Source organism: Rhodococcus sp. 05-2256-B1, from assembly GCF_002258465.1.
GTDB classification, from domain to species: domain Bacteria; phylum Actinomycetota; class Actinomycetes; order Mycobacteriales; family Mycobacteriaceae; genus Rhodococcoides; species Rhodococcoides fascians.
The window spans coordinates 214,706-240,074 of sequence record NZ_NOZA01000033.1 but is presented as its reverse complement, the minus strand read 5'-3'; the positions used below and the strand labels follow the sequence as shown (position 1 = coordinate 240,074).

Sequence of the window (25,369 nt, the reverse complement as noted above, 5' to 3'; positions counted from 1 at the left end):
GGAAACGCCCGGTCCCATTCCGAACCCGGAAGCTAAGCCCTCCAGCGCCGATGGTACTGCACTCGACAGGGTGTGGGAGAGTAGGACACCGCCGAACACAACATCCCAAAATGCCCCTGACCTCACGGTCAGGGGTATTTTGCATTCGAAACCACTACCCACACAGCACGATCGAAAGAACGCGTGCGCACTGTGTACCGCGCTGGATTCGTGTGGCACAGTCGTGTTCGATGAAACTTCCCGTCGACGGCCAGCGCGTCCACAAGGTTCTGCTCGATTTCGATCTGACCATCGAATTCGACAGCGGTGCCACTGTCGCGTTCAGTGAAGTCGTCGTAGATGATCTTGTCGTCGACGAAGACAATCAATTCGAGGGACTCAGGGCGTTCGCCGTGTTGCTCGGTCTCGTCTGCGATGATGCCGAGTTCGACGAATCCGGTGTTCTCCGTCTGACATTCGACGGACGGACGCGAGTTGTGGCCCATCCACGACCCGAGGTCGAGTCGTGGGAATTCTGTGCGGCCGACGGGTCGACCGTGCTGTGTGGTGCCGAGGGCACCGTCGAATCGTGGCCGGCACCGCCGCACCGAAGCGACGAAGTATCCACTCGGGAGGGTCTGCCCTCGATCGGTGCGACCGTCGTTCGGATATCTACCGGCGACGATGCTTCAGTAGAATTCTCCGACTGAACTTGCCTGAATTTCGATCTACCGCTCGACGCGGGTTACTTGGTGCTTCGGGAGAGCGTTACTGTCAGTTCCGACGCGGGCGGGGACTGGGTCGTCGAGTTGTCGTCCGGGCACGTCATCTTCTACCGACCACGCACCACATAGGGCTTGCCGAACTGAGTTGCGACCCCGTCCGAGTACAGCACCGAGTCGGGTGTTCGAGTACAGACCCCCGGTAGACCCGCAGCCTCAACCAACTGATCCGAGCAGTGGGTCAGTTCCGCGTCCACCAGGGCCCAATGTCGATGCACGTTCGGCACGTACAGCAGGCGTCCGCCCAGCGCGGTGTGCAGTCCCCAGCGTGCGGTGAGGAAGACCGCCAGCGGGTCGTCGGACATGTCGCGTGTGCCCCGGACGATGCCGAAGTCCGTCGTCGCACCGCGTTTCGGCGGTGCCAGCCGCCGGCTTCGGTAGGAAATTGCTCGCTTGTCGTCGTCGATATCGATCGATGCCCACCGGTAGGGGATACGTGCGGCATTGGTGCCCACGACGACTGCGAGTCGGGTCGCCTCGAGGGAGCGAAAGACGACACCGCGTCGGCCTTCTGCGTCGATCGAGTACAGCCGTACATTGATCTCGCCGAAGGTCCCGAAGTACGGCACCGGGTGCCGATATCCGAGACCAGCACCGACCATGTGGAACCCGATGAGACCGACCCACGACGAACCGTCGAACTCGTCCGGTACGCACCCGTCCGGTAACAGCGGCGCTACAACCGAACTCGGTACTCGCCAGTGTAGGAAGACGAGTCGTTCCCACCGCTGGTCCATCAGAATCGGACGAGGCAACAGCGGTGGCCGGGGCCAGAGGCGTCGGGCATCGTCGCGGTTCATGTATTCGAGGGTAGGCGCGCCACGTCAGGAGGCGGTGAATCTGGCGTGCACGCTGGCGGAGATCGTGATGTTCTCGGGCTTCAGGGCGAACGCGGCGGGCCCGGATTGTGCGGCAAGCATGCGGTGGGTCGGCTCGGTGACGCCGCGTTCGGCAGACCCCGTCAGCAGTCCGGGATCGGCAACGGCCACGGCCGTCACATTCACCCTTCCCAGGCTCGACGCATAGGCCTCTGCCTTGGACACAGCATCCTGCACTGCACGTTCGCGGACCTCATGGGTGTGGGCTTTCCTGCTCGGTTCGGTGAGGTCCCAGTCGAAGTGGTCGATCGAGACCCCGTCGAGAGCGGATGCCGCGTACACGAAGGCATCCACCAGGTCGAGTTGGCTGAACTTCACTTCGACGGACGCTTCGGCCTGATAGACGTACGGAAGTTGTTCGCCGTCCTGATTGAACGGGCGGTGACGGGAACGCCGAACCTGATCGATGGTCCATCGATCGATCGGCCCGTGTTCACTGTTGTAGAGGGGTTCGATGAGGCGAGTGAGCTCACGTACGAGTTGCCCCGCCGGCTCCGACGCGGACTCGGCGCTGCGGCCGTCGGTACGCACCGTCAGGGACAACGTGCATTGTTCGGGTGGGTAGGTCACCTCGCCGTGACCGACGACGGTGATGTCGAGTGCTTCCGGGCTCATGGCGTCCAGTCTGGCATCCGGGCACGGAGATTCATCGAATCTCAACACTGCTGGCCGACGCGTCAGGTGCGGAGGACAATCGGGTCATGCTCCCTGTTCTCGATCTCGAGTCGTCCGAACACGACCCACAGACCTTCCGACGAGCTCTGCGCGAGGCAGCCCACGACTCGGGGTTCTTCTACCTCGTCGGACACGGCATCGGCACCGACCGGATGGCCGACGTGTTGCGTTCGGCGCGGGCATTCTTCGCGGTGCCCGACGCCGTCAAGGACGAGATCAGTCAACTGAAGAGCCCACACTTTCGCGGCTACTCGCGAGTGGGCGGCGAGCTGACCAACGGTCGGGTCGATTGGCGCGAGCAGATCGACATCGGTCCCGAGCGGCCGGCGATCGAGCATGCGCAGGGCTACTGGAATCTGCAAGGACCGAACCTGTGGCCGTCCGAGCCCGAGGGCTTCCGCGAGACGTTCGAGCAGTGGGAGCGATCGGTGTCGCAGATCGGACTCGCGCTGCTCAGACATTGGGCGGCCTCTCTCGGCGCGGACGACCACGTGTTCGACGACGCGTTCGGCACGGCGCCGGCAACGTTGATGAAAGTCGTGCGCTACCCGGGGACGCCGGATCACTCACAGGGTGTGGGTGCGCACAAGGATTCTGGGGTGTTGACGCTGCTCCTGGTCGAACCCGACTCGGCCGGTTTGCAGGTGGAGACGACCGCGGATAGCTGGGTCGATGTGCCGCCTCTGGAGGGCGCATTCATCGTCAACATCGGTGAGCTGCTGGAAGTGGCGACGGGCGGCTACCTCCGCGCGACGCGGCATCGGGTGATCGCCCCCGGGCCGGGTACCGACCGGGTATCGGTGCCGTACTTCCTCAGTCCCGCACTCGATGCCGTCGTACCGATCATCACGCTGCCACCGGAACTGGCACGGCACTCACGTGGCGTCGAGGACGATCCCGCCAACCCCATCTACGACACCTACGGGGCGAACGCCTGGAAATCCCGTACGCGCGCACATCCCGACGTGGCTCTGTTACACCACGGCATCGTTCCCGCCGGGCACAGCTCCGCTCAGTGACGCTGGCTGCGACCCTCATTCGAGGCGCGCCATTGTGCCCAGGCACCGGTGCACCACAGCGCCCACACGATCAGAAGGGGTTGGAACAGCAGTCGGATGCCGCGTGCGGCATCCGAGTCGAGACCGAACGCGTCGGTGTGCGTGACGAATTGAGAGATGTTTCCTGGGAAGACGGCGACGAAGAAGGCGGCCACCACCCATCCCACGAGTGCTGAGCGAGCAGTCCAGAACAGGAGAGCAAGACCGAGAACGATCTCGACGACGCCCGAAGCCAGGACGACGAAGTCGGTGTCGACGGGCATCCATATCGGTACCTGGGCCGCGAAGGTGCTGCGTGCCCAGAACAGATGGCTCAGACCGGCGAAGACGAGAAATGCTCCCAGCACGATCCGGCCGATGGTCCGAGATATCGATTTCGTCATTGCGCCATGAGACACCACGGGCACACTGGTGACCATGACCGGGACCACCACGACCGAGCATGCGTCGACCGATGCCACTCGGCGGCGCTGGGTACTGCACGTCGATCTCGACCAATTCATCGCAGCGGTCGAGGTGCTGAGGAACCCCGACCTCGTGGGCAAAGCCGTCGTGGTCGGCGGCAGGGGAGATCCGACCGAGCGTGGGGTGGTGTCGACGGCGTCCTACGAGGCGCGGGCGAAGGGCGTCGGATCCGGAATGCCGCTGCGGATCGCAGCGAAGAAGATTCCCGACGCCGTCTTTCTTCCCGTCGACAAGCCGGCATACGACGAGGCGTCGGCGACGGTGATGGACACGTTGCGTTCCCTCGGGGTGGTGGTGGAGGTGATCGGCTGGGACGAGGCCTTCCTGGGCGTCGAGACCGACGATCCGAGGACATTCGCCAGGACCGTGCACGACGCGGTGTTCGATGCGACCGGGCTGCATTGCTCGGTCGGGATCGGGGACAACAAGCTTCGAGCGAAGATCGCCACCGATTTCGACAAGCCTCAGGGTATCTACCAACTCACCCAGGACAATTGGTACGAGGTGATGGGAGAGCGCGGCACCGATGCGCTGTGGGGAATCGGCAAGAAGATCTCCACCCGGCTTGCTGCACTCGGTATCACCACCGTCCGTGAATTGGCCGATGCGGACGACGCAGACCTTGCCGCGGCGTTCGGGCCGAAGATCGGGCCGTGGCTCGGTACGAAGGGTAGGGGGATCGAGCTGTCCCCGGTGACATCCGAACCGTGGGTCGCGCGATCTCATAGTCGGGAAGTCACGTTCCAGACCAACGTCGCCGACTGGACCGTGATCAGGGACGAGGTCGCGAATTTGACGTCGAAGGTGCTCGCAGACATCGCAAGCGAGAACCGACCTGCGGTCCGCGCAGCATTGAAGATCCGGTATGCCCCGTTCGAGACGCATACCGTCAGCGCGCCGATCGCGGGCCCGCCAACCTTCGATGCAGCGACTCTCACGTCGGCCGCGGTGGCCCTGGTGGACCGGCTCGACCACAGTCGAGAGGTTCGCTTGATCGGTGTGCGACTGGAAATGGTTCCGCCGCAACCGAAACCAGCGTCCTAGGTCACTTTCGGCCGGCAGCCCACTTCATTCCCCAGCCGTACTTCTTGTCGAGATCGGCTTGGCTGCCCTGGATGTACTCCACCTCGCGCGTCACGGTGATCCCGGCGGACGTGTTCTGCAGCAACGCGATCGAGCAGATCCGTGCCGAGTTCTCGGCCGAGTCCAGGCGAACCTCCACCTGTGGACCGCTGGTGGGGTACAGGGTCACCACGCCGTCGACCGCAGCCCAGTTGGGCGCGCCGTCGTAAATCATCGCGAAGATCAGAATGCGTGTGAATTTGTCGGGGTCGGCGAGATTGATGTGCATGTTCTCTCCGCCGCTGACCGAGCCCGAGCGGTCGTCGCCGTCGAGCGCGATGAACGGCGGCTGCTGCAACGACCCGAAGCTGTTTCCCAGTGCCTGAATGACGCCCTTGGAACCGTCGCGCAGCTCGTAGAGGCAGCCGAGGTCGAGGTCGACCCCTCCGGTGCCGTACGACGCGGCGGCCAGCTTCGCCAGAAAGCCCTTCTTCTTCGGTTGCGCGGCAGGTGCCCCGCTCGACCAGTTGAGATTCACCCGCATCGACCCCTGCTTCTCACCGGACTTGGTCAAACTGATGGTGGGCGACGCCTTGGACAGCGTCACCTTGCTCAGGTTGACCGACGCGGCGGGCTGGGCGGGCTGGGAGGGCTTGCGGGTGTAGTCGATGGCCATCGTGGAGCCTTCCGAAACGGTCGAGTTCCGGATCGCGATGTCCGGTTTGGGCGGTCCGTCGAGAATAACCGCAACCGGGGTCGACGACGTGGGCCGGGAGTGCACTATGGAGTTCTCACGTTCGAAACCGAAAGGAACCGATGAACCCGGTCGTAGAGGTCGCGCAAGGGAAACTCAGTGGTCGCACAGTTGCGGGGGTGAGCGCCTTCAAGGGAATCCCGTACGCGGCACCGCCCTTCGGTGCACACCGCTTCCAGGCACCACAGCAACCCGAGTCGTGGGAGGGCGTCCGGCAGGCCACCGAATTCGGCCCGACGGCTCCCAAGCCCGGATTTCCCAGCCCGATCGACCAGATTCTGTCCGAGGTGGCGATCGACGGAGACGATTGCCTGAACGTGAATGTCTGGACGCCCGACGTCGAGGCTGCGGGGTTGCCGGTACTGGTATGGATTCACGGTGGGTCGTTCACCAACGGCAGCGGCGCGGTACCCACGTACGACGGCACCGCGTTCGCCCGCGACGGAATCGTGTGCGTCACCATCAACTACCGATTGGGCGTCGACGGATTCCTGGCGATCGACGGAGCGCCCGCCAACCGCGGTCTGCTGGATCAGGTTGCGGCGCTCGAATGGGTGGCCGCCAACATTGCGGCGTTCGGCGGCGACCCCGCCCAGGTGACGGTTGCGGGGGAGTCGGCGGGCGCGATGAGTGTGGGCACTCTGCTGTCGATGCCTCGCGCGAAGGGGCTGTTCCGCCGCGCCATCCTGCAGAGCGGCGGCGGGCACCATGTGCTGACGGAGGAGACCGCGAAAAAGGTGACCGCGGCGTTGGCGTCGGACCTCGGTGTGGAACCCACCGTCGAGGGTTTCGGTTCGGTGCCGGTGGCGGACTTGACGGCCGCGCAGACCGCGCTGTCGAATCGTATTGCCAAGCAACCCGATCCGCGTCTGTGGGGCGAGCTGGTCCTCAACGTCATGGCGTACGAGCCGCACATCGACGGGGATGTGGTGCCGGCCCGGCCGATCGATGCGATCGCCGCCGGCTCCGCCGCAGACGTCGAGATCATGGTCGGATCCAACTCCGACGAACATGCGCTGTTCTTCGTACCCAGCGGGGTGTTCCGGCACATCGACGAGAATCTGCTGCGAATGGCCGTGGCGGGCATGGGCGCCGACGCAGACCGGGTGCTCGAGCTCTACCGCGCCAACACACCCGACGCCACCGCAGGTGAGGTCATGATGGCCGCGATGACCGACTGGTTCTTCCGAATTCCTGTCATCCGTATCGCCGAGGCTCGTTCGGGTTCCGCGACGTATATGTACGAATTCGCTTGGCCGTCACCGTCGTACGAGGGCAAGCTGGGTGCCTGCCATGCAATCGAGATCCCGTTCGTCTTCGACAACCTCGCCGAGGGCACCGGAGGGTTGCTCCTCGGGCCGAACCCTCCGCAGAAACTCGCCGACCGGACTCACCGCGCCTGGGTGGACTTTGTCACGGCAGGCGACCCGGGCTGGGCCCCGTACAGGGCGGAGCGAACGGTCATGACATTCGACGAGGTGTCGGCTTCGGTGCAGGATCCTCGTGCGGCGCAGCGGGAGCTGTGGGACAAGATCCGGTAGACGACAGCACCGGTGGTACAGGCCGTACCACCGGTGCTGGGTCTCGATCAGGGACGCGGAACGTTACGCAGGTTCGACTTCGCCATCCGAACTGCTTCTCCTACACCGCCGTTGAGAACCACCTTGCTCATCGCGAGCGCGAAGCCCTTGAGCTGCTCGCCGGTGAGGGTCGGCGGCACCGACAGTGCCAGCGGATCGGTGATCAGTTGCACCAGGGCAGGCCCGTCCGTGGCGAACGCGGTTTCGAGTGCGCCGCGAATATCACCCGGCTGGTCTACGCGCTGCGCGTGAATGCCCGCAGCCTTGGCGATTCCGGTGTAGTCGACCTGTGGCACGTCTACACCGAAGTCGGGGAGGCCGTCGACGAGCATCTCGGCCTTGACCATGCCCAGGGTCGAGTTGTCGAACATGACGATCTTCACCGGCAACTTGTACATCGCCACGGTGAGGAGTTCGGAGAGCATCATCGAGAATCCACCGTCACCCGAGATGGAGACGACCTGACGGCCCGGGTGCGCGAACTGCGCCCCGATGGCGTGCGGTAGCGCGTTGGCCATCGAGCCGTGCAGCATCGACGCGACGAAAGCTCTTCTGCCGGTGGGGTTGATGTATCGGGCGGTCCACACGTTGCACATACCGGTGTCGGTGGTGAACACGGCATCGTCGTCGGCCAGATCGTCGAGCACGGACGCGGCGAACTCGGGATGGATCGGCACGAGCTTCTCGGCATTGCGGGTGTACGCGCCGACTGTCTTGCCCATCAGGTCGTTGTGCTTGTCCAACCACTTCTCTGCGTAGCGGCGATCGGTCTTGCGAGTGACCAACGGAGCCAACGCGTTCAGAGTTGCACTCACGTCTCCGTGGATGGGGTACTTCACCGAGGTACGGCGGCCCAACTTGGTCGGATCGATGTCGATCTGCGCGGTCGCGACATCCTCGGGAAGAAACTGTTGGTACGGAAAGTCGGTGCCGAGCAGGATCAACAGATCCGCGTCGTGGATACCGGCGTGCGCAGCTCCGTAGCCGAGCAGGCCGGTCATGCCGACGTCGTACGGGTTGTCGTACTGGATGAACTCCTTGCCGCGCAACGAATGTCCGACGGGAGCGCCGATGGTGTCGGCGAATGCGACGACCTCGTCATGGGCACCCTTGACGCCGTAGCCGGCGAAGATCGCGACCTTCTCGGCTTTGTTGATGGCGTCGGCCAGCTGTTGGATGTCGGCGGCGGGCGGAGTGACGACGGGAGTCGACGGAATGGCGATGGGATCCATTGCGCCGGCAGCGGACAGCTCGGCGATGTCACCGGGGAGCGTCACCACCGATACTCCGCCGCCGGTGATCGCTGCGTTGATCGCGGCGCGGAAGACGCGCGGTGCTTGCTCGGCGGTGGAGACGAACTCGTTGTACAGCGAGCATTCGACGAACAGGCGATCGGGATGCGTCTCCTGGAAGTACCCCGACCCGATCTCGCTGCTGGGAATGTGGGATGCGATCGCGAGAACCGGTGCGCCGGAACGGTGTGCGTCGAACAGCCCGTTGATCAGATGCAGGTTACCCGGTCCGCAGGAGCCGGCGCACACGGCGAGGGTGCCGGTGGTCTGCGCGTCCGCCGATGCCGCGAACGCCGCGGCTTCCTCGTGGCGAACATGGATCCAGTCGATGCCGCCCTTGGCCGACCCTCCGGTCCGACGCACCGCGTCGACCACCGGGTTGAGACTGTCGCCGACGATTCCGTAGATGCGCCGAACTCCGGCGTCGACGAGTCCGCGAACGAGTTGATCGGCCACTGTGGTGGACATAGTTTTTCTCCTCGGATGTAGTAGCGCGCCTCGGGGTCGATGTGCCCTGTGCGCATTCTCGACGCCTTCCCGGCGCCGAGGGTGTACGAAACATAGAAGTGCAGCGCGATCGCTACCGCAAGAGCAAAGCCCAGGTAGAGGCCCGACGCGATCTCCGTCACGTGGCGAAATTCCTGCCAGCACTCATCGAAGACTGGGGCTGTCCTGACGTGCTGTCTGCCGATGGCGACATTCAAATGAACAGGCTCTGTACAGGTTCATTCGTGGGATGTACGGTACTGACATGACCGAGCCCGCTATGACTCAGCGCACACCGGAACGCGCACGGCACAAGCGCCAACAGGTACTCGCCTCGCTCAAGAACACCATCGAGTCCGGCGACATCCCCTCAGGCTCGTTCTTGCCCGGAGAGAACGACCTTGCCCGCGAGTTCTCGGTCAGTCGCGGAACCATCCGATCGGCGCTCAGCGAATTGGAAGAACAGAACCTCATCCAAAAGCGAAGCGGCATAGGATCACTCGTCACCTTCGATGGTCATCAGATCGAGACTGCGGACGGATGGGCGCGGGCCCTGTCCTCCGCGGGCGTCGAGATGCACACCCGCACTCTCCGGGTCGAGCGCATCGTCGACCCCGAGTTGGCAGCCGAGGCCGGTACTTCCACGTTGAACTTCGTTGCCGTCGACCGAGTGCGGCACGTGGTCGACGGGCGACCGGTGTCGCTGGAGCGTAGCCGTGTTCCGGCGCTCGGTTCGCTTGCGGACCTGCCCGAGAACGGATTGGTAGAAGAATCGCTGACGGCAACCTTGAGGTCTGCGGGGCTCGTGGCTGCCAGCGGCGAGCAATGGGTCTCGGTGGTTCCCGTCGACGCGGCCGATGCAGCCGTTCTCGAAGTGCCGGTGGGCACCCCGTACCTGCACAGCATTCGTGTCAGTCGAGACGCGTCGGGTCGGTTCGTCGAGAAGGTCGTCAGCCTGCTCGCGCCCGACCGATTTCGGCTCCATCTCACTTTCAATTCCTGACCGATGACCCCACTCTCTGCGAGGACTGTTTCGATGTCTGCTTCACGCGATCGCGCCCTCGGGGCTTTCTATGGCCTGGCGCTGGGAGACGCGCTGGGAATGCCGACGCAATCGATGTGTCGCGGGGACATTGCTGAGGATTACGGCCAACTACGCGGATTCGTCGCCGCCGGTCCCCGTCAGCGGATCGCGCACGGCATGTCGGCGGGCTCGATCACCGACGACACCGAGCAGGCGATCATGTTGGCCCAGTTGATCATCGACGGTGACGGTAGGGTCGATCCCTCGGCTTTCGCCCGCGCCTTGATCGCGTGGGAGTCCGAGATGTCCGCGCGCGGATCTTTGGATCTGCTCGGGCCGTCCACCAAGCGAGCTGTGGAACGAATACTCGACGGCTCCGACCCGAACGAGGCGGGCAAGTTCGGCAGCACCAACGGTGCGGCCATGCGAATCACACCTGCGGCAATTGCGGCATCGTTGGACGGCGGTATCGCGCCGTTCGTCGACGCGATCTACAGTTGCAGTTTCGTCACCCACAACACGTCACTCGGAATAGCCTCCGCCGCAGCGGTTGCCGGAGCCATCAGCGCCGGGATCGCGGGTGCGGAATTGCACGAGGCGGTCGACATCGGTGTCGCCGCCGCCACCGAGGGGGCCACCCGGGGATATTGGGTCGCCGGTGGAAACATCGCAGCCCGTATTCGTTGGGCAGTCGAGCTGGTCGGCAAGTCCGCCGACCGGCCCATCACGGACACAGTGGCAGACGTCATCGGCACGTCCGTCGCGTCACAGGAATCAGTGGTAGCGGCCTTCGCTCTGGCCGTTGCGTACGACGACCCTTGGGACGTCGTACTGGCAGCCGCCACCATCGGCGGCGACACCGACACGATCGCAGCAATAGCCGGCGCAATTCGCGGTGCCGTCGGCGGCCTGGCAGCGTGGCCCGGCGAAGCGATACGAACGGTAACCGACGTGAACAAGCTCGATCTGGAGCCCATCGTCGACCGACTGCTTGCTCTCCGTAACACGAACTGACACAGTTCGACTCACCCTTGGAGCACAACCATGACCTCATCCGCTTCCACGTCTGCATCGGACACGACAGTCGACGTATTGTCCCTGGAAACTCGGGGGATCGAGCCAGTCCCGGACGACGAGCGCAACGGTAATCCGCTGCAGTTGTTCTGGGTGTGGTTCGCCGCGAACATTTCCATTCTCGGTCTACCGCTCGGGGCTACCCTGGTGGTCTTCACCGGTCTGAATATCTGGCAAGCATTGATTGTCGCCCTGGTGGGCGCGGCGGGTTCGTTCGCCATCGTTGGAATCGTGTCGATTGCCGGTAAACGTGGCGGGGCACCGAGTCTCACGTTGTCGCGAGCCACCTTCGGGGTTCGCGGAAACATCGGCCCCACACTGGTCTCGCTGATGTCGCGACTCGGCTGGGAAACCGTCAACACCACGACCGCGGCATTCGTGTTGCTGTCGATCTTCACACTGATCTTCGGTGGATCCGGCGTCGCGAAGGATCATGCCGTCGTCACGATCGTCTCCATCGTCGTCTTCATCGTGCTCACACTGGTGGTCAGCGGTCTGGGGCATGCGGCGATCCTCGTCATCCAACGCTGGTCCACGTGGATTTTCGGTGCGCTGAACATCTTCGTCGCAATCTTCCTGATCGCCACCGTCGACTGGACTGCAGTGACCAGTACCCCGGCCGGATCCATCAGTGCGATGGTCATCGGTGTCGGAACCATAGCTGCTGGAACAGGTATCGGTTGGGCGAATGCCGGAGCCGACATGTCGCGATATCAACGAAAGAGTGTGGGAGCCGGCTCGTTGGTGCTGTCCAGCGCGGCCGGAGCCGGAATTCCCCTCGTTCTGCTGATCGGACTCGGCGCGCTGCTGTCGGCAGGCGACAACAGCCTTGCGTCCGCATCGGATCCGGTTGCGGCAATCCGAGAAATTCTGCCGGCCTGGATGGCCGTTCCGTATCTGATCACCGCATTCGGCGGATTGCTGTTGTCCAACCATCTTTCGGTGTATTCGGCCAGTCTCACCACGTTGACCCTCGGTTTCCGGATCAAGCGGGTCTATGCGGTCGGAGTCGACGTCTTCGTCACGTTCGTCGGCGCCATCTATTTCATGCTGATCTCCGACGGCTTCTACGGACCGTTCATCACCTTCATCTCGGTTCTCGCCGTACCTCTGACGGCATGGCTCGGTGTGTTCATGACGGACATGATCAAACGGAAGACGTACGACGCGGCATCGATCATGAACGTGGGCAACACCAGTCGCTACTGGTACACCGGCGGAGTCAACTGGTACGCCTTCGCGAGCTGGGCGGCGGGAATCGTGGTGGGCTTCCTGTTCACTGCGATCACGGTGGACGGCGACGTGATCTACACCGGACCGCTGTCCGGCAGCTGGATCGGTGACAACGGACTCGGCTGGGTGGCGTCGTTCGTGATCGCCGCCGGGCTCTATCTCGTCACCGGTGGAGCGCGGCGGACCGAGACGGTCTCTCGGTGAGTCCGCGACTGATCCATACCGGTCAGGTGATCGTCGACGTGGTGATGGCCGTACCCGAAGTGCCGGTTCCGGGAGGTGACGTCGTAGCGACGTCACTGAACGAGACCGCGGGCGGTGGACTCAACGTGATGGTCGCCGCGATTCGTGATGATCTGCCGGTGATCTTCGCCGGCAGATACGGGTCCGGTCACTATGGTTCGATCGTCCGCGAAGCTCTGTCCGCCAGCGGTGCCCGCATAGTCAATACCGCACCGTCTGAACAGGACTCGGGGTTCTGTATCGCCCTCGTCGATGCGAACACCGAGCGCACGTTCGTGACCTACCCGGGGGCCGAGGCGGAACTTGGTGTCGGGGACCTCGAGGCGGCAGGGGTGCGGAGTGCAGACTTGGTGTACGTCACCGGCTACGGGCTGGCGCACGAGAGCAACGCCGCAGCATTGACCGCGTGGCTGCCGACGCTTCCCGCGGACGTCACGGTGCTGTTCGATCCGTCTCCATTGATCGCCACGCTGAACCGCGACGTGGTGGACGCCGTTCTCGCCCGTGCCGACGTCGTGAGCGTGAATCTACGCGAGGGCATGCTCATGACGGATGAGGTCGATATCGATTCCATCGCGGCCGAATTGGTGACGAGGGTGCGGCCCGATGCGGCGGTGGTACTCCGTACCGGTCCGGACGGTTGTCGAATCGCGGGCGGTAGACGGACGTCGCAATCGGTTCCGGGGTTCGAGGTGCAGGCGGTGGACTCGAACGGCGCGGGCGATGCTCACGCCGGGGTGTTGTTGGCAGGGCTGTCCCGTGGGCTCGGTCTGTACGACGCGGCGCTGCGGGCCAATGCTGCTGCAGCACTTGCGGTCACCGAGCGAGGACCGGCGACGGCTCCGCCTCGGTCACGTACCGACGCGTTGATCCGCGGTCGTCCTCTCGACGGGTGAGAGACGACTCCGTCCTGGAACCGTCGAGTCGCGCACGACGAGGGTCGGTGTCAACGCCATCGAGGACACCGGAAGTCCATGGGTGACCGCCAGCAGCATCTCTGCTGCGCGCGTGCCGATTTCGCGGTGTGGGCTGTGAATCGTCGTCAACGGAACGGTCAACTCGCTGCAGATCGAGATGTCGTTGTAGCCGACGACGGCTACGTCGCGTCCTGGCTGCAGACCCGACTGACGCAGCACGCCGAGCACTCCGATGGCGCTGAAATCGTTGGTCGCGAAGATCGCCGTCGGGGGAGTCGGCAGCGACAGAAGGGCGCTCGCCCCGCGCCTTCCGGCATCGGGATCGAACCCCTCTTCCCGTACGTACTCGTCCGGAACGTCGATGCCTGCGTCGCGGAGGGCAGCGCGGCAGCCCTCCAAGCGGTCGATTCCGGTGCTGGCCCACGCAGGGCCGGACACGATCCCCACTCGGGTGTGGCCCAGTCCGGCCAGGTGCTCACCGGCGAGGTAGCCGCCCCGATGGTCGTCGCACGTCACGGAGGTCATGCCCGGGTATCTGCGGCTGATGAGCACGAACTTGATCCCTCGGCGCTGGAGGTTTTCGAGGTTCTCGCTGTCGAGGCGAGCATCACCGAAGATGAGGCCGTCGACGTTGCGGCCGAGCAACAGGTCGATGCGTCGACGCTGCTGAATCGGATCGTCGTGGGTGTTGGCGACGAAGGTCTCGTACCCGGCACGATTCGCTGTTTCCTCGATGGCGTCGTACATCGCAGAGAGCACCACATCGGTCAATCGCGGGACGAGTACTCCGAACGCAGTGGATTTCTTGGTGGTCAAGCTCGCCGCGTTGGGGTTGGGGACGTAGTCCATATCGCGGGCCAGCTCGAACAATCGCAGATCTCCGGCGCTCGCACCTGCCGGGTCGAGCGCAACGCGTCGCAGAGCACGAGAGACGGTCGAAACATGCACTCCCGCAGCCGCTGCGACCGTTTTGAGCGTGACGCTCCCCGAACTGGTGCTGTCCACTGGCGGTTCCCCTCGATCCTCCGTCGGCGCTGCCCCGACCCCTGATGACCCCTAAGCTAGCACCGTGCGCAATCGTTTGCGCAACAAGTTGCCCCTAGGAACGGACAATAGATGACAGGTCTTGGTGGTCTCAATCCGTCGCCGACGTCACTCACGCTCGGCCTGGTTCAGCAGCAGGTTCCGCTGATCACGAGCTTGGACGATGTCGACGCGACGACCGATCGCGTGTGCAGGCAGCTGCGCGAGGCGAAGGCCGGGTTCGCGGCGCTCGACCTCGTGGTCTTCCCGGAGTACTCGCTGCACGGTCTACGCAAATCGTCGTGGGCGTCCGACGAGGTGATGTGCGACATGGACGGTCCGCAGGTGGAGCGATTGCGCGACGCGTGCCGTGAGTCGACGGTGTGGGGGTGCTTCAGCATCATGGAACGCAACCCCGGTGGAGCGCCGTTCAACTCAGGAATAATCGTCGACGATCAGGGTGAGATTGCCCTGTACGTCCGCAAACTTCACCCCTGGACGCCCAAGGAGCCGTGGGAGCCCGGCGACATCGGTCTGCCGGTCTGCCCGGGACCGAAGGGTTCGGTGCTGTCGCTGTTGATCTGTCACGACGGAATGTTCCCCGAAGTCGCCCGTGAAGCGAGCTACCGTGGTGCCAACGTGTTGCTGCGCACGGCCGGCTACAAGTTCCCTCTTCGGCAGTCCTGGCGTATCACCAACGAGGCCAATGCATTCCACAACCTGGCGTACACGGCCTCGGTCTGTCTGGCGGGGGAGGACGGCAACGGCATCCCGTCGATGGGGGAGGCGATGGTGTGCGACTACGAAGGAACGATCATCGAGCGCGGCGATTCCACACCCGATCGGGTGGTGACCGTGTCGATCGAGCCGGCCAGGGCCGACGCGGCACGTCGCGAGTGGGGAGTGGAGAACAACATCTATCAACTGGGGCATCGTGGGTACACCGCGCTCGATGGAGGGGCGCGTGACTGCCCGTACACCTACGTCCGCGATCTCGCCGACGGAACCTACCGAGTTCCGTGGGAGGACGAGGTTCGCATTGTCGACGGGTCCTCGGAGGGGTACGGGCCGCCGCGTCGAGACGGCAGTCCGATCGATACGGCCAGGGCCGGGATGCGCGGCGAGTAAGGCGCAGGTTACGCAGCCGGTGCCCGTGTAACGGTGCCATTAATTGGTTTCGGATTTGTGGCCCAAAGCTCGACATCGACCGAGAAACCCCTCTATCGTCAGGGCAACGCAATCGGTTGCACGACCGGTTGCACAGCAAGCGAAAGAAGGCTCGTTTCGATGACTTCCCAGGTAGGCGACTCTCTGGAGCTCACGGATCGCACCCGCCACGACATCGAATCGATGTCGTCGGGGGATGTGTACAAACTGCTGTCCTGTGCGGTGCAGCCTCGTCCGATCGCATGGATCTCGACCGTTTCCGGCGACGGCGTCCGCAACCTGGCACCGTTCAGCTTCTTCAACGTCGCCTCGCGCAATCCGGCGACGCTGATGATCTCCATCGGTGAACGCATCGGGTTCCCCGGAGAGCTCAAGGACACACTGGTCAACATTCGCGACACCGGCGAATTCGTCGTCAACATCCCGTCCGCCGACACCGTGGATGCGGTGACCGCGAGTTTCGCCACCGTCGATGCCGATGTCGACGAATTCGAGCTCTCGCACATGACCGCGGTGCCGTCGGTGTCGGTCGAGGCCCCGTCGGTGCTCGAATCCCTGGTGTCTCTCGAATGCCGCACGATGCAGGAAATTGCACTCGGCACGGACACTCTGGTGTTGGGGACCGTGACGGCGGTGACCAGTAGGCCTGGCCTGCTCACTGCCGACCTGCACGTCGATACTCTCGAACACCGTTTTCTCGGCAGGCTGGCTGGCCCGTTCTACACCACAGACATGAACCGGGTGGCGCAGTGACCGCCTCGGCCCGGCTGCGCGGCGTCGACACCGAGTCGGTTGTCGATACGTTCGATATCGCTGTGGTGCAGACCGGTTCGCGAATCGGAGCCTGGCAGCAGAACATCGACGCGGTGCGCGCAGAGGTGCAGGCTCTCGCCGCGAGCGGGTCGAAGGTGATCGTTCTGCCCGAATTGTTCGCCAGCGGTTACGATCTCGACGGCGTCGAAACCATGGCAGAGTCCGTACCCGGTCGAACGTCGACCGCACTCGGAGCGCTGGCCGCCGAGACCGACACGGTTCTGGTGACGGCCATCGCGTTTCGTGATGCCGACGGAATCGTCTTCGACAGCTCGCTCGTCGTGGGCCCGGGCGGCCTGATCGCTCTGGGACACAAGCGCTTTCTGTGGGACCGAGAGAAATCGGTGTTCACTCCTGGCGCTGAGAGCGGACTGCTGGTCAGCACTCCGTTCGGCACCATCGGCGTCGTGATCTGCTACGAGGCAGGGTTCCCCGAGACGGTCCGCGACCTCGTCCAGCGAGGAGCCGATGTGATCGCCGTACCGTCGGCATTCGGACACGTCCGTTTGCACGTGTGGAAGTTGCTCACCCGTTCCCGAGCACTCGAGAACGGCGTCGTCGTCGCGGCCGCCGGACTCACCGGACAGACCGGCGACGGCCCACGGTTCGCGGGCCACAGCGTCATAGTCGGACCGCAAGGTCGCACCATCGTCGAGATGGACGAGAGCGTCGGATCGGTCTCGGCAACAGTGACTCGCCGTGAGTTGCTCGACGCACGCGACGAAATTCCCTATCTGAAAGACCTTGCCCGCCTGGGCGGAATCACCGAGAACGATTCAACCGAGAACCCTCACGAGAGGAACCGAGATGTTCGATCTGCGATCAGCTGATCTCCTGCGCGCGTTCACCCGTCAGCTCGAGCTGTGCAAAGTGCAGCCAGGAGAGCAGGTGGTGATTCTCGCGGAGCCTTCGAGCCGTGGGGATTACGTCTCGGCTGCCTTCGGAGCGGCTCAAAGTTTGGGGGCACAGGTACTTTCGGCCACCGTTCCCGGCGGCAGTCCGGCACCGATGCCGAGCACCCACACCGGTGCGGGCCCCGGTCTTGTGTCGGTCATGAACAGTTCGGTCGCACAGGACATGCTCAAGGGAGCTGATCTCGTGGTCGATCTGACCAGCGAGGGCTTCATTCACGCGCCTATCCAGCAAGAGATCCTGGCCGCCGGAACACGCATCATCTTCGTGTGCGACGCCCCGGACGTGCTTATCAGGAATATGCCGCAGGACGGCGACAAGGAGCGGGTCCAGGCAGGCGTCGATCTGATCCGCAACGGTTCGACCATGCGCATCACCAACGAAGCCGGTACCGATCTCACCGTGCAACTGAGCAATTCGCAGCCCGAGTTCCAGGTGGGCTTCGCCGACGACAAGGGCCGCTGGGATCACTGGCCGTCCACCATGGTGTTGTGTTGGCCGGAGATCTCGAACGGAAAGATCGTGCTGTCCGAGGGCGATATCTTGTTGCCGTTCAAGGAATACGTCCGGGACGAGACGACGCTGACGGTCACCAACGGCCACATCGACGAGGTGACCGGCGGCGGTGAAGCTGCACTGCTCAACATGTTCTTCGCCGACTCCAACGACAAGTGGGCGCGCTACCTGTCCCACATGGGCTGGGGCTTGATGAAGACCGGCGACTGGTTCGCGGCCGCGATGTACGGCAAGGACGACATCATGGGTATGGACGCGCGAGCGTTCGCCGGCAGTTTCCTGTGGTCCACCGGCCCGCACCCTGTACTCGGCCGAGACTCATACGCACACCTCGACATCGGAATGCGCGCCTGCACCGTATCCATCGACGGCATCGACGTCGTCACCGAAGGTCGATTGGTGGAGAACTGACATGGCTCCGATCGAAGTGGTCGTCGCCGGCGGCGGCCTGGGCGGGCTGACCGCAGCGCTTTCGCTGCGGCACAGAGGAATCAAGGTGACGGTACTCGAAGCCGCCGCCGAGCTAGGCGAGGTCGGAGCAGGCATCCAGACCGCACCGAACGCCAGCCGCATTCTCATCGCCCTCGGTATGCGAGAGAAACTCGAAGAGATCAAAACCGAGCCGATGGATCAGGTGCGCAGGCGCTGGGAGAACGGGAAGGTCATCGCGCTCACCGCGCTCGGCGAATACTGCAAGAAGACGTTCAACGCGCCGTACTGGCACTACCACCGCGCAGACCTGCACTCTGCCATTCATGCGCAGTGCCTCGACCCCGACGGCCCCGGCCCGGTTGTAGTGTTCGAGACCGACGCGAAGGTCGTCGAGGTCGACCGCACCGACCCGATGCGGCCCGTCGCAGTCACCGGAGCGGGACGACGGTACGAATCGGATCTGCTCATCGGAGCCGACGGAATCCGCTCGACGGTACGCGATCTCATCGGCCTGCCCGACACGCTGGTGTTCTCCGGCGAAATGGCGTATCGCGCACTCATTCCCGGCGACCGTATCGTCAAGGATCCGGCAACCCGCTGGCTCGTAGATCGCTACCAGAGCACCATCTGGTACGGACCCGACCGTCACCTGGTGCACTACATGATCCGCAACGGCGAGTACCTCAATGTCGTTGCGTTGGCACCGTGTACGGATGAAGTACGTGACGGCGGACCGCGGCTCGTCGGGCCCGAGGAACTGATGGCGACGTTCCCGGACTGGGACGACCGCGCCCACGCGATGCTGTCCAAGGCCGACGAGAACGTGCTGTGCCAGGCGCTCTACTACCGCAGACCCGACCCGCGTTGGACCGACGGACGCGTCGCGCTGCTGGGCGATGCCTGCCACGCCATGCTGCCGTACCAGGCGCAGGGCGCATCGCAGGCCATGGAAGATGCGGCGGTGCTCGCCGAGGAACTCGCGAAGGTGACCTCGAACGGAATCGACGACGCGTTGGCGCGCTACGTCTTTCGTCGGGCCCGGCACGCGCGGATGGTGCAGGATGCGAGCCTGCAGAACAAGACTTTCTACCACATACCCGATGGACCCGAGCAGCAGAAGCGGGACGCGACACTGGCGTCGTTCGATGGGGAGTCCGACATCTCGTACGACTGGCTGTGGAGCGGTACACCGCTCGACGACAGCGACGACGAGAAATTCCATTACTCGTTCGTCCGATGACGATCTCGGACCACAACACCGAGCCGGAGGCTGCGATGAAGACTGGTGATCAGGTAGTACAGGAGCTCCCCTGGAAATGGGGAGTGCAGGGCAAGATCTTCATCATCGGCGGGCTGGGTTACATGTTCGACGCCTGGGACGTGGCGCTGAACGGCTTCTTGACGCCCCTGCTCGGAAGTTACTGGGATCTGTCCCAGGCCGAGCGCGGTCTCGTCGCCACCGGCAACCTGATCGGTATGGCCGTCGGAGCCGTCGTGTGGGGAACGATCGCCGACCGCGTCGGGCGAAAACGCGCATTCTCGTTGACGCTGTTGATCTTTGCGCTGTTCTCGGTCCTCGGTGCTTTCGCACCGAGCTTCGAGATCTTCATCGTTCTGAGGTTCCTCGCAGGGTTCGGCCTCGGCGGCTGCATCCCGGTGGACTACGCGTTGGTCAGCGAATTCTCGCCACGTCGCATTCGCGGCAAGATTCTGTCCGCGATGGACGTCTGGTGGCCGATCGGTGCCACCATCTGTGGCGTCGTGGCAACACTGCTCGTCCCGATCGACGGCGATGTTCGCTGGCGCTACATGCTGCTGTTCATGGTTCTGCCTGCGCTGCTGCTGTTCTGGGTCCGGCGCGGCATCCCGGAGTCGCCGATCTACCTCGCCAAGGTCGGCCGTGAAGTCGAGGCCCGTGCCGTCATAGACGACATGGTGACTCGTACCGGATCGGACGCCGTCGAGTACGTCATCGTCGCCGATACCGCCCCGAAGGGTCCAGGCGGCATGAAAGCTGCTCTGACGCAGCTGAAATCGGTGTGGCGCTACAGCCCACGTATCACTGCCGCAGCGTGGATGCTGTTCGTGTCGATCATGCTGCTGTACTACGCCGCGCTGAGTTGGATGCCGTCCATCCTGCGGGCCGAGGGCTACGGGGAATTCGCGGCCTTCGCCGGTACGACGCTCATGACCGGAGTCGGTATCGTCGGTGTGCTCACCTCCGCGTTCATCGTCGAGATCTTCGGACGCAAGTGGGTCATCGGACTGTCCGGCCCGATCGCCGGCAGTGCGCTGGTCATGTTCGCCGTCATGCTCGACATTCAATCGGCAGCGCTGATCTGGCTCGGCATCTTCGGATTCGTCATCCAGCTGACCATCCCCGTGCTGTACTGCTACGTGTCGGAGTTGTATCCCACCAACATTCGCGCCTCGGGATTCGGGTACGCCTCCTCGGTCAGTCGGGTGGCCACGGGCTTTGCGCCGCTGCTTTTCGGCTCCGTCATGTGGCCGATCCTGGGTCTGCCGTTGACCTTCGGCATCGTCACCGCGTTCGTGTTGTTCGCGGTGATCTGGATGGCGTACTTCGCACCCGAGACCAAGGGCCGCGAACTCGACACCCTGGTCGACGAACCCACCGAGGTAGTCGCAGGCGAGGCTCGGGTCTGATGAAGCCCGCACAGTTCGACTACCACCGGGCGCGCGATGTCTCGGGTGCAGTGCGCCTGCTGGCCGAGCTGGGCGAGGACGCGAAGATCATCGCCGGAGGCCAGTCCCTGGTCGCCATGATGAACTTCCGCCTCGCCCGGCCCGGGCATCTGGTCGACGTGGGTGGGTTGAACACTCTGAGCTACATCCGCCGAGAATCCGACGGCCTGCACATCGGAGCGCTCACCACCCACCATGACGTCGAATCCGGCGACGTGGGAACAGACTTCGCTGTTCTACGCGATGCCATGCGGTGGGTGGGGCACTACCCGATCCGTACCCGCGGCACCGTCGGTGGCAGCATCGCCCATGCGGACGCCACCGCCGAATGGTGCTTGCTCGCCATCCTGCTGGACGCCCGCATCGTCGTCGAGAGCGTGCGGGGGCGGCGAACCGTCGAGGCAGATTCGTTCTTCTTCGGGTACTACTCCACCGATCTCGCGTTCGACGAGATGATCGTCGAGATCGTGTTCCCGAACCCGGCACCGCATGCCGCAGTGACCGAATACGCCGAGCGGCAGGGAGATTTCGCGATCGTGGGCGCAGCAGTGTCCCTCGATCTCGACGGCGTGGCCGTGGTCGGCGGACGCGTCGCCCTTGCGGGGGTCGGCGCGACCCCGATGCGATCGCCCGCAGGAGAAGCCGCGCTCGCCGCCGGTGGAACGTTCGCCGACTGCGCGGACGCCGCAGCCGAAGCACTGGAACTGGAGGACGAGGGCATGTTCACCGCCGAGTACCGCCGCACCCTGGTGCGCACGTTGGTCGTCGAAGCCTGCAGCGACGCGCTGGTGTCGCAGGGGGTGCCCACGTGAGCGTCGATCAGGTTCTCACGCCGAAATTCGTCGGTACCTCGGTCGCACGCCGGGAAGATCCACGGTTGCTCACCGGCCGTGGCAGATTCGTCGACGACATCGCGATGCCGGGCATGCTGCACGCGCAGTTCGTCCGCAGCACCGTCGCGGCCGGAGCCATCACCGGTCTCGACGTCGGTGATGTCGCCGGAGTCGAGGGAGTGCGCGGTGTGTTCACCGCGGCGGACCTGGACTTGAGGCCGATCCGAGCCGAATTGTCCCGTCCTCTGACCGAATTCGTGCCCACCGACATGCCCGTGCTGGCGCACGACGTCGTGCGCTACGTCGGTGAGCCGCTGGCCATCGTCGTCGCCGCCGACGCCTACAGCGTCGAGGACGGACTCGAAGCGGCACGAGTGTCGTACCGGACTGTCGCCGCTGTCACCTCCGCAGATCAGGCCATGTCCGAAGGCGTGCCGCTGGTTCACGATTCGGTTCCGAACAACACCGTCGTGGACGTGCAGATGTTCGCCACCGACGGCATCGACGAGATATTCGACGACGCGCACACCGTGGTGTCCGTGCAGTCCAGAACCGGACGTCAGAACGCACTGCCTCTCGAGACCCGCGGATGCATCGCGTACTGGGACGACCGCGACGAGCAATTGATCATCTATATCTGCACGCAGGTCCCACACCAGGTTCGCACCGTCACCGCGCTCTGCCTCGGACTCGACGAGCGCCAGGTGCGCGTCGTGGTACCCGACATGGGCGGCGGCTTCGGGCAGAAGTGCGTCGTCGGTCGCGAGGAAATTGCAGTCGCCGCGGCAGCGTTGAAGCTCCGCCGTCCCGTGAAATGGATCGAGGACCGCAAGGACGCACTGACGGCCTCGTTCCTGGCGCGCGAACAGCAGTACGACGTGCGGGCAGCGTTCGACTCCGAGGGACACATATTGGGCCTGGACGCGGATGTCGTGTGCGACATGGGCGCGTACTCCTGCTACCCGTTCACCGCGGGTATCGAGCCGCTGATGGCGTCGGCGGAAATGCCAGGGGTGTACCAGGTTCCGGCGTACCGGGTACGAGGGCGCTCGGTGTTCAGCAACAAGGCACCGACCGCGCCGTACCGCGGAGTGTCACGCCCGCAGTACGTGATGGTGATGGAGCGGCTGTTCGAGCGAGCGGCTCGCGAACTGGCGCTCGATGCGGTGGAGATCAGGCGGCGCAACGTGATCACCGCTTTCCCGTACACCGGTGTCAACAACATCACCTACGACCCGGGCTCGTACCTCGAGGCCCTGAACCTGTGCGAGCAGACGCTGCGGGACGGCGGTTGGTACGACCTTCAGGAGCGGGCGACCGCAGACGGCCGACACATAGGCATCGGCTACTCGTGCTTCAGCGAGCGAACCGGATACGGCAGCAGCGCATTCGCGGCCCGCAAGATGAACGTGGTCCCCGGATTCGACATCTCGGAGGTCAGGATGGACACCTCCGGCACCGTCGTCGTGACCACCGGAACGATGAGCCACGGGCAGAGTCACGAGACCACCATGGCGCAGATCGTCGCAGATCGTCTCGGCATCGGCGTCGAACAGGTGAAGATCGTGCAGGGCGACACCGACCGCATCACGTACGGCTTCGGGTCGTTCGCCTCCCGCTCGATCACCATCGGCGGCAGTGCGGTGGCGTTGGCGTCGAACAAGCTGGGAGACAAACTGTGTGAGATCGCGGCGCACCTGCTGGAGACACGTGACGACAACGTCGAGCTGGCCTCCGGGCGCGTACGTCAGCGCGACGACCACTCGAAGTACGTCACCTACCGGGACATCGCCGACGTCGCGTATCTGAAGGCGCAACTGCTACCGAAGGGCGTCGAACCCGGACTGTCCGCGACGGCCAGCTTCGACGTGTTCAACGACGGCACGTTCTCCAACGCCACACACGGCGTCGTCGTCGAATTACACGAGGGCACCGGGCAAGTGGAGATCCTGAAGTACGTGTGCGTCGAGGATTGCGGGGTGGCCATCAATCCGAAAATCGTCGAGGGCCAGTGTCGCGGCGGGATCGCCCAGGGTATCGCGGGCGCGTTGTTCGAGCAGGTCTCGTACGACGATCATGGAAACCCACTGTGCGCCAGCTTCATCGACTACAAGGTGCCCACCGCGTGCGAAATTCCAGACATCGAGATCCACCACCTCGAAACTCCCTGCCTGTTCACCGAATCCGGGGCCAAAGGAGCCGGTGAGGGTGGAACTATCGGCGCACCGGCCGCGGTGCTCAACGCGGTCAACGACGGACTGCGTTCCACCGGAGTCGAACTGAACGACACACCGATCACTCCCGTTGCTGTACATGCGGCGCTGGCGAAGGGAAGGCCATGAGCAACAAGCAACTGATCGAACTGACCGTCAACGGTACCGAGCACGAGGTGATCACCCAACCACGCCGCACCCTGGTCGACGTACTACGGCACGACCTGCAGTTGACCGGAACTCACGTGGGTTGCGAGCACGGCGTCTGCGGGGCCTGCACTGTCCTGATCGACGGCAAGCCGGCGCGCGCATGCTTGACGTTTGCCGCGCAGGTGGAGAACTCCGAGATTCGGACCGTCGAATCACTGAGCATCGACGGCGAATTGAACGATCTGCAACAAGCGTTCGCGGACCACCACGGACTGCAGTGCGGATTCTGTACGCCGGGATTCCTGATGCTGGCCGAGGGATATCTTGCCGACAATCCCGATGCCACCAAGGAAAAGATCCGCGAGGTGGTTGCCTCGAACTATTGCCGTTGCACCGGATACCAGACCATCGTCGAGGCCATCGACTCGTGCGCCGAACAGCGCCGCTGCGTCGGCTGCGCGAAAGGAGTTTCCCAGTGATACTGACCAACACCCTCGACATCGACGCGTCCGCGGACGACGTTTTCAGGCTGATCAACGACGTCGAGAAAGTGGCGACCTGTGTACCAGGGGCCGCGATCACCGGCAAGGACGGTGAGACGTTCCTCGGCGGAGTCAAGGTCAAGGTCGGGCCGATCAGCGCGTCGTACGCCGGCACGATTCGGTTCCTCGAAGTCGACGCCGAGACCCGCACGCTCACACTCGAAGCCAAGGGTGCGGACTCGCACGGAAACGGCGATGCCGAGGCTCAGGTCGATCTCGCGGTCGAGTCGATCGGTGACCGTTCGCGGTTGACCCTGAACACCGATCTGGTGATCAGCGGCAAGATCGTCTCGTTCGGCAAGGGCGCGATCGTGGCGGTGTCGAACAAGGTGTTGCAACAGTTCGCCGTCAATCTCGGTGCGTTGCTCAGTGGTTCGGCTACGGCCGATCCCACCGCGCCTGCAGCAGTGAAGACCGCTGTTCCGAGTCCGATGGGCGGCGAATTGAATGCGATGTCTCTGATGCCCGAACCGGTGCGCAAGTACGCACCGGTCGCGGGGATCTTTCTCGCCGGAATGGTCGAGGGCTGGTTGGTCTCCAGAGCCTTCGGACGTCGGTAG

The 25,369-nt window shown here is 64.0% G+C and carries 24 protein-coding genes and 1 rRNA gene; 19 read left to right on the top strand and 6 right to left on the bottom strand.

Annotated features, from left to right (window positions below):
- Together rrf and CH285_RS23295 are read left to right on the top strand one after the other, a co-directional pair.
- A 5S ribosomal RNA gene (gene rrf, locus CH285_RS23300) occupies positions 1-97 on the top strand; the annotation flags it as partial.
- A gap of 133 nt (positions 98-230) precedes the next feature.
- Positions 231-689: a DUF6188 family protein gene (locus CH285_RS23295; RefSeq protein ID WP_255032369.1), complete on the top strand. Its 459-nt coding sequence runs from the start codon at positions 231-233 to the stop codon at positions 687-689.
- A 122-nt stretch (positions 690-811) separates the two neighbouring features.
- Here the strand turns inward: CH285_RS23295 and CH285_RS23290 are convergent, their stop codons facing one another.
- Positions 812-1,561 (bottom strand): YqjF family protein, encoded by a 750-nt coding sequence (locus CH285_RS23290; protein WP_230074967.1) that lies wholly within the window; start codon positions 1,559-1,561, stop codon positions 812-814.
- A gap of 24 nt (positions 1,562-1,585) precedes the next feature.
- The gene (locus tag CH285_RS23285; RefSeq protein WP_027497891.1) at positions 1,586-2,254 is read right to left on the bottom strand and encodes an SIMPL domain-containing protein; all 669 of its coding nucleotides are present in this window, start codon (positions 2,252-2,254) and stop codon (positions 1,586-1,588) included.
- Positions 2,255-2,340: 86 nt separating this feature from the next.
- On the opposite strand from CH285_RS23285, the gene CH285_RS23280 reads away from it, so the two are divergent.
- A complete protein-coding gene (locus CH285_RS23280; protein WP_027497890.1) occupies positions 2,341-3,333 on the top strand; it encodes an isopenicillin N synthase family dioxygenase in 993 nt (330 codons plus the stop codon).
- Here CH285_RS23280 and CH285_RS23275 read toward each other — a convergent pair.
- The gene (locus tag CH285_RS23275) at positions 3,327-3,755 is read right to left on the bottom strand and encodes a DoxX family protein (protein ID WP_094643785.1); all 429 of its coding nucleotides are present in this window, start codon (positions 3,753-3,755) and stop codon (positions 3,327-3,329) included. The genes CH285_RS23280 and CH285_RS23275 overlap by 7 nt on opposite strands.
- A 34-nt stretch (positions 3,756-3,789) precedes the next feature.
- On the opposite strand from CH285_RS23275, the gene CH285_RS23270 reads away from it, so the two are divergent.
- Positions 3,790-4,881, top strand: a complete 1,092-nt coding sequence (locus CH285_RS23270; RefSeq protein ID WP_094643784.1) for a DNA polymerase IV — start codon at positions 3,790-3,792, stop codon at positions 4,879-4,881.
- A 1-nt stretch (position 4,882) separates the two neighbouring features.
- On the opposite strand, the gene CH285_RS23265 is transcribed toward CH285_RS23270, so the two are convergent.
- Complete coding sequence (locus tag CH285_RS23265; RefSeq protein WP_027497887.1) at positions 4,883-5,575, bottom strand: TerD family protein; 693 nt, start codon at positions 5,573-5,575, stop codon at positions 4,883-4,885.
- A gap of 140 nt (positions 5,576-5,715) precedes the next feature.
- Here CH285_RS23265 and CH285_RS23260 point away from each other — a divergent pair, with 140 nt between their 5' ends.
- Entirely contained in the window at positions 5,716-7,194 is a 1,479-nt protein-coding gene (locus CH285_RS23260; RefSeq protein ID WP_094643762.1) for a carboxylesterase/lipase family protein, read from the top strand.
- Positions 7,195-7,241: 47 nt separating this feature from the next.
- On the opposite strand, the gene CH285_RS23255 is transcribed toward CH285_RS23260, so the two are convergent.
- Positions 7,242-8,993, bottom strand: a complete 1,752-nt coding sequence (locus CH285_RS23255) for a pyruvate dehydrogenase (protein WP_027497885.1) — start codon at positions 8,991-8,993, stop codon at positions 7,242-7,244.
- A 283-nt stretch (positions 8,994-9,276) separates the two neighbouring features.
- Here CH285_RS23255 and CH285_RS23250 point away from each other — a divergent pair, with 283 nt between their 5' ends.
- The 4 genes from CH285_RS23250 to CH285_RS23235 are packed head-to-tail and all read left to right on the top strand — an operon-like array spanning position 9,277 to position 13,481.
- Complete coding sequence (locus CH285_RS23250; RefSeq protein ID WP_051365410.1) at positions 9,277-10,014, top strand: GntR family transcriptional regulator; 738 nt, start codon at positions 9,277-9,279, stop codon at positions 10,012-10,014.
- A gap of 33 nt (positions 10,015-10,047) precedes the next feature.
- Positions 10,048-11,049 (top strand): ADP-ribosylglycohydrolase family protein, encoded by a 1,002-nt coding sequence (locus CH285_RS23245; protein WP_027497883.1) that lies wholly within the window; start codon positions 10,048-10,050, stop codon positions 11,047-11,049.
- A 30-nt stretch (positions 11,050-11,079) separates the two neighbouring features.
- Positions 11,080-12,546: a purine-cytosine permease family protein gene (locus CH285_RS23240; RefSeq protein ID WP_027497882.1), complete on the top strand. Its 1,467-nt coding sequence runs from the start codon at positions 11,080-11,082 to the stop codon at positions 12,544-12,546.
- Positions 12,543-13,481: a PfkB family carbohydrate kinase gene (locus tag CH285_RS23235; RefSeq protein ID WP_027497881.1), complete on the top strand. Its 939-nt coding sequence runs from the start codon at positions 12,543-12,545 to the stop codon at positions 13,479-13,481. Before CH285_RS23240 ends, CH285_RS23235 begins: the two co-directional genes overlap by 4 nt.
- On the opposite strand, the gene CH285_RS23230 is transcribed toward CH285_RS23235, so the two are convergent.
- Positions 13,437-14,507, bottom strand: a complete 1,071-nt coding sequence (locus CH285_RS23230) for a LacI family DNA-binding transcriptional regulator (RefSeq protein ID WP_051365239.1) — start codon at positions 14,505-14,507, stop codon at positions 13,437-13,439. The genes CH285_RS23235 and CH285_RS23230 overlap by 45 nt on opposite strands.
- Positions 14,508-14,618: 111 nt before the next feature.
- On the opposite strand from CH285_RS23230, the gene CH285_RS23225 reads away from it, so the two are divergent.
- The 10 genes from CH285_RS23225 to CH285_RS23180 all read left to right on the top strand — a co-directional run bounded on the left by CH285_RS23225 (position 14,619) and on the right by CH285_RS23180 (position 25,369).
- A complete protein-coding gene (locus tag CH285_RS23225) occupies positions 14,619-15,653 on the top strand; it encodes a formamidase (protein WP_027497880.1) in 1,035 nt (344 codons plus the stop codon).
- Positions 15,654-15,812: 159 nt separating this feature from the next.
- On the top strand, positions 15,813-16,445 hold the full coding sequence (locus CH285_RS23220) for a flavin reductase family protein (protein WP_052055137.1): 633 nt from the start codon (positions 15,813-15,815) through the stop codon (positions 16,443-16,445).
- Positions 16,442-17,335, top strand: coding sequence for a carbon-nitrogen hydrolase family protein (locus CH285_RS23215; RefSeq protein WP_052055139.1), 894 nt, complete (start codon positions 16,442-16,444; stop codon positions 17,333-17,335). The genes CH285_RS23220 and CH285_RS23215 overlap by 4 nt, the downstream gene beginning before the upstream one ends.
- Entirely contained in the window at positions 17,313-18,344 is a 1,032-nt protein-coding gene (locus tag CH285_RS23210; RefSeq protein ID WP_027497879.1) for a hypothetical protein, read from the top strand. Before CH285_RS23215 ends, CH285_RS23210 begins: the two co-directional genes overlap by 23 nt.
- A gap of 1 nt (position 18,345) precedes the next feature.
- A complete protein-coding gene (locus tag CH285_RS23205) occupies positions 18,346-19,605 on the top strand; it encodes an FAD-dependent monooxygenase (RefSeq protein WP_094643761.1) in 1,260 nt (419 codons plus the stop codon).
- The gene (locus tag CH285_RS23200) at positions 19,602-21,032 is read left to right on the top strand and encodes an MFS transporter (RefSeq protein WP_230591517.1); all 1,431 of its coding nucleotides are present in this window, start codon (positions 19,602-19,604) and stop codon (positions 21,030-21,032) included. Before CH285_RS23205 ends, CH285_RS23200 begins: the two co-directional genes overlap by 4 nt.
- On the top strand, positions 21,032-21,883 hold the full coding sequence (locus CH285_RS23195; protein WP_032384077.1) for an FAD binding domain-containing protein: 852 nt from the start codon (positions 21,032-21,034) through the stop codon (positions 21,881-21,883). Before CH285_RS23200 ends, CH285_RS23195 begins: the two co-directional genes overlap by 1 nt.
- Entirely contained in the window at positions 21,880-24,246 is a 2,367-nt protein-coding gene (locus CH285_RS23190; protein ID WP_255032370.1) for a xanthine dehydrogenase family protein molybdopterin-binding subunit, read from the top strand. The genes CH285_RS23195 and CH285_RS23190 overlap by 4 nt, the downstream gene beginning before the upstream one ends.
- Entirely contained in the window at positions 24,243-24,746 is a 504-nt protein-coding gene (locus CH285_RS23185) for a (2Fe-2S)-binding protein (RefSeq protein WP_027497874.1), read from the top strand. Before CH285_RS23190 ends, CH285_RS23185 begins: the two co-directional genes overlap by 4 nt.
- Complete coding sequence (locus CH285_RS23180) at positions 24,743-25,369, top strand: SRPBCC family protein (RefSeq protein ID WP_027497873.1); 627 nt, start codon at positions 24,743-24,745, stop codon at positions 25,367-25,369. Before CH285_RS23185 ends, CH285_RS23180 begins: the two co-directional genes overlap by 4 nt.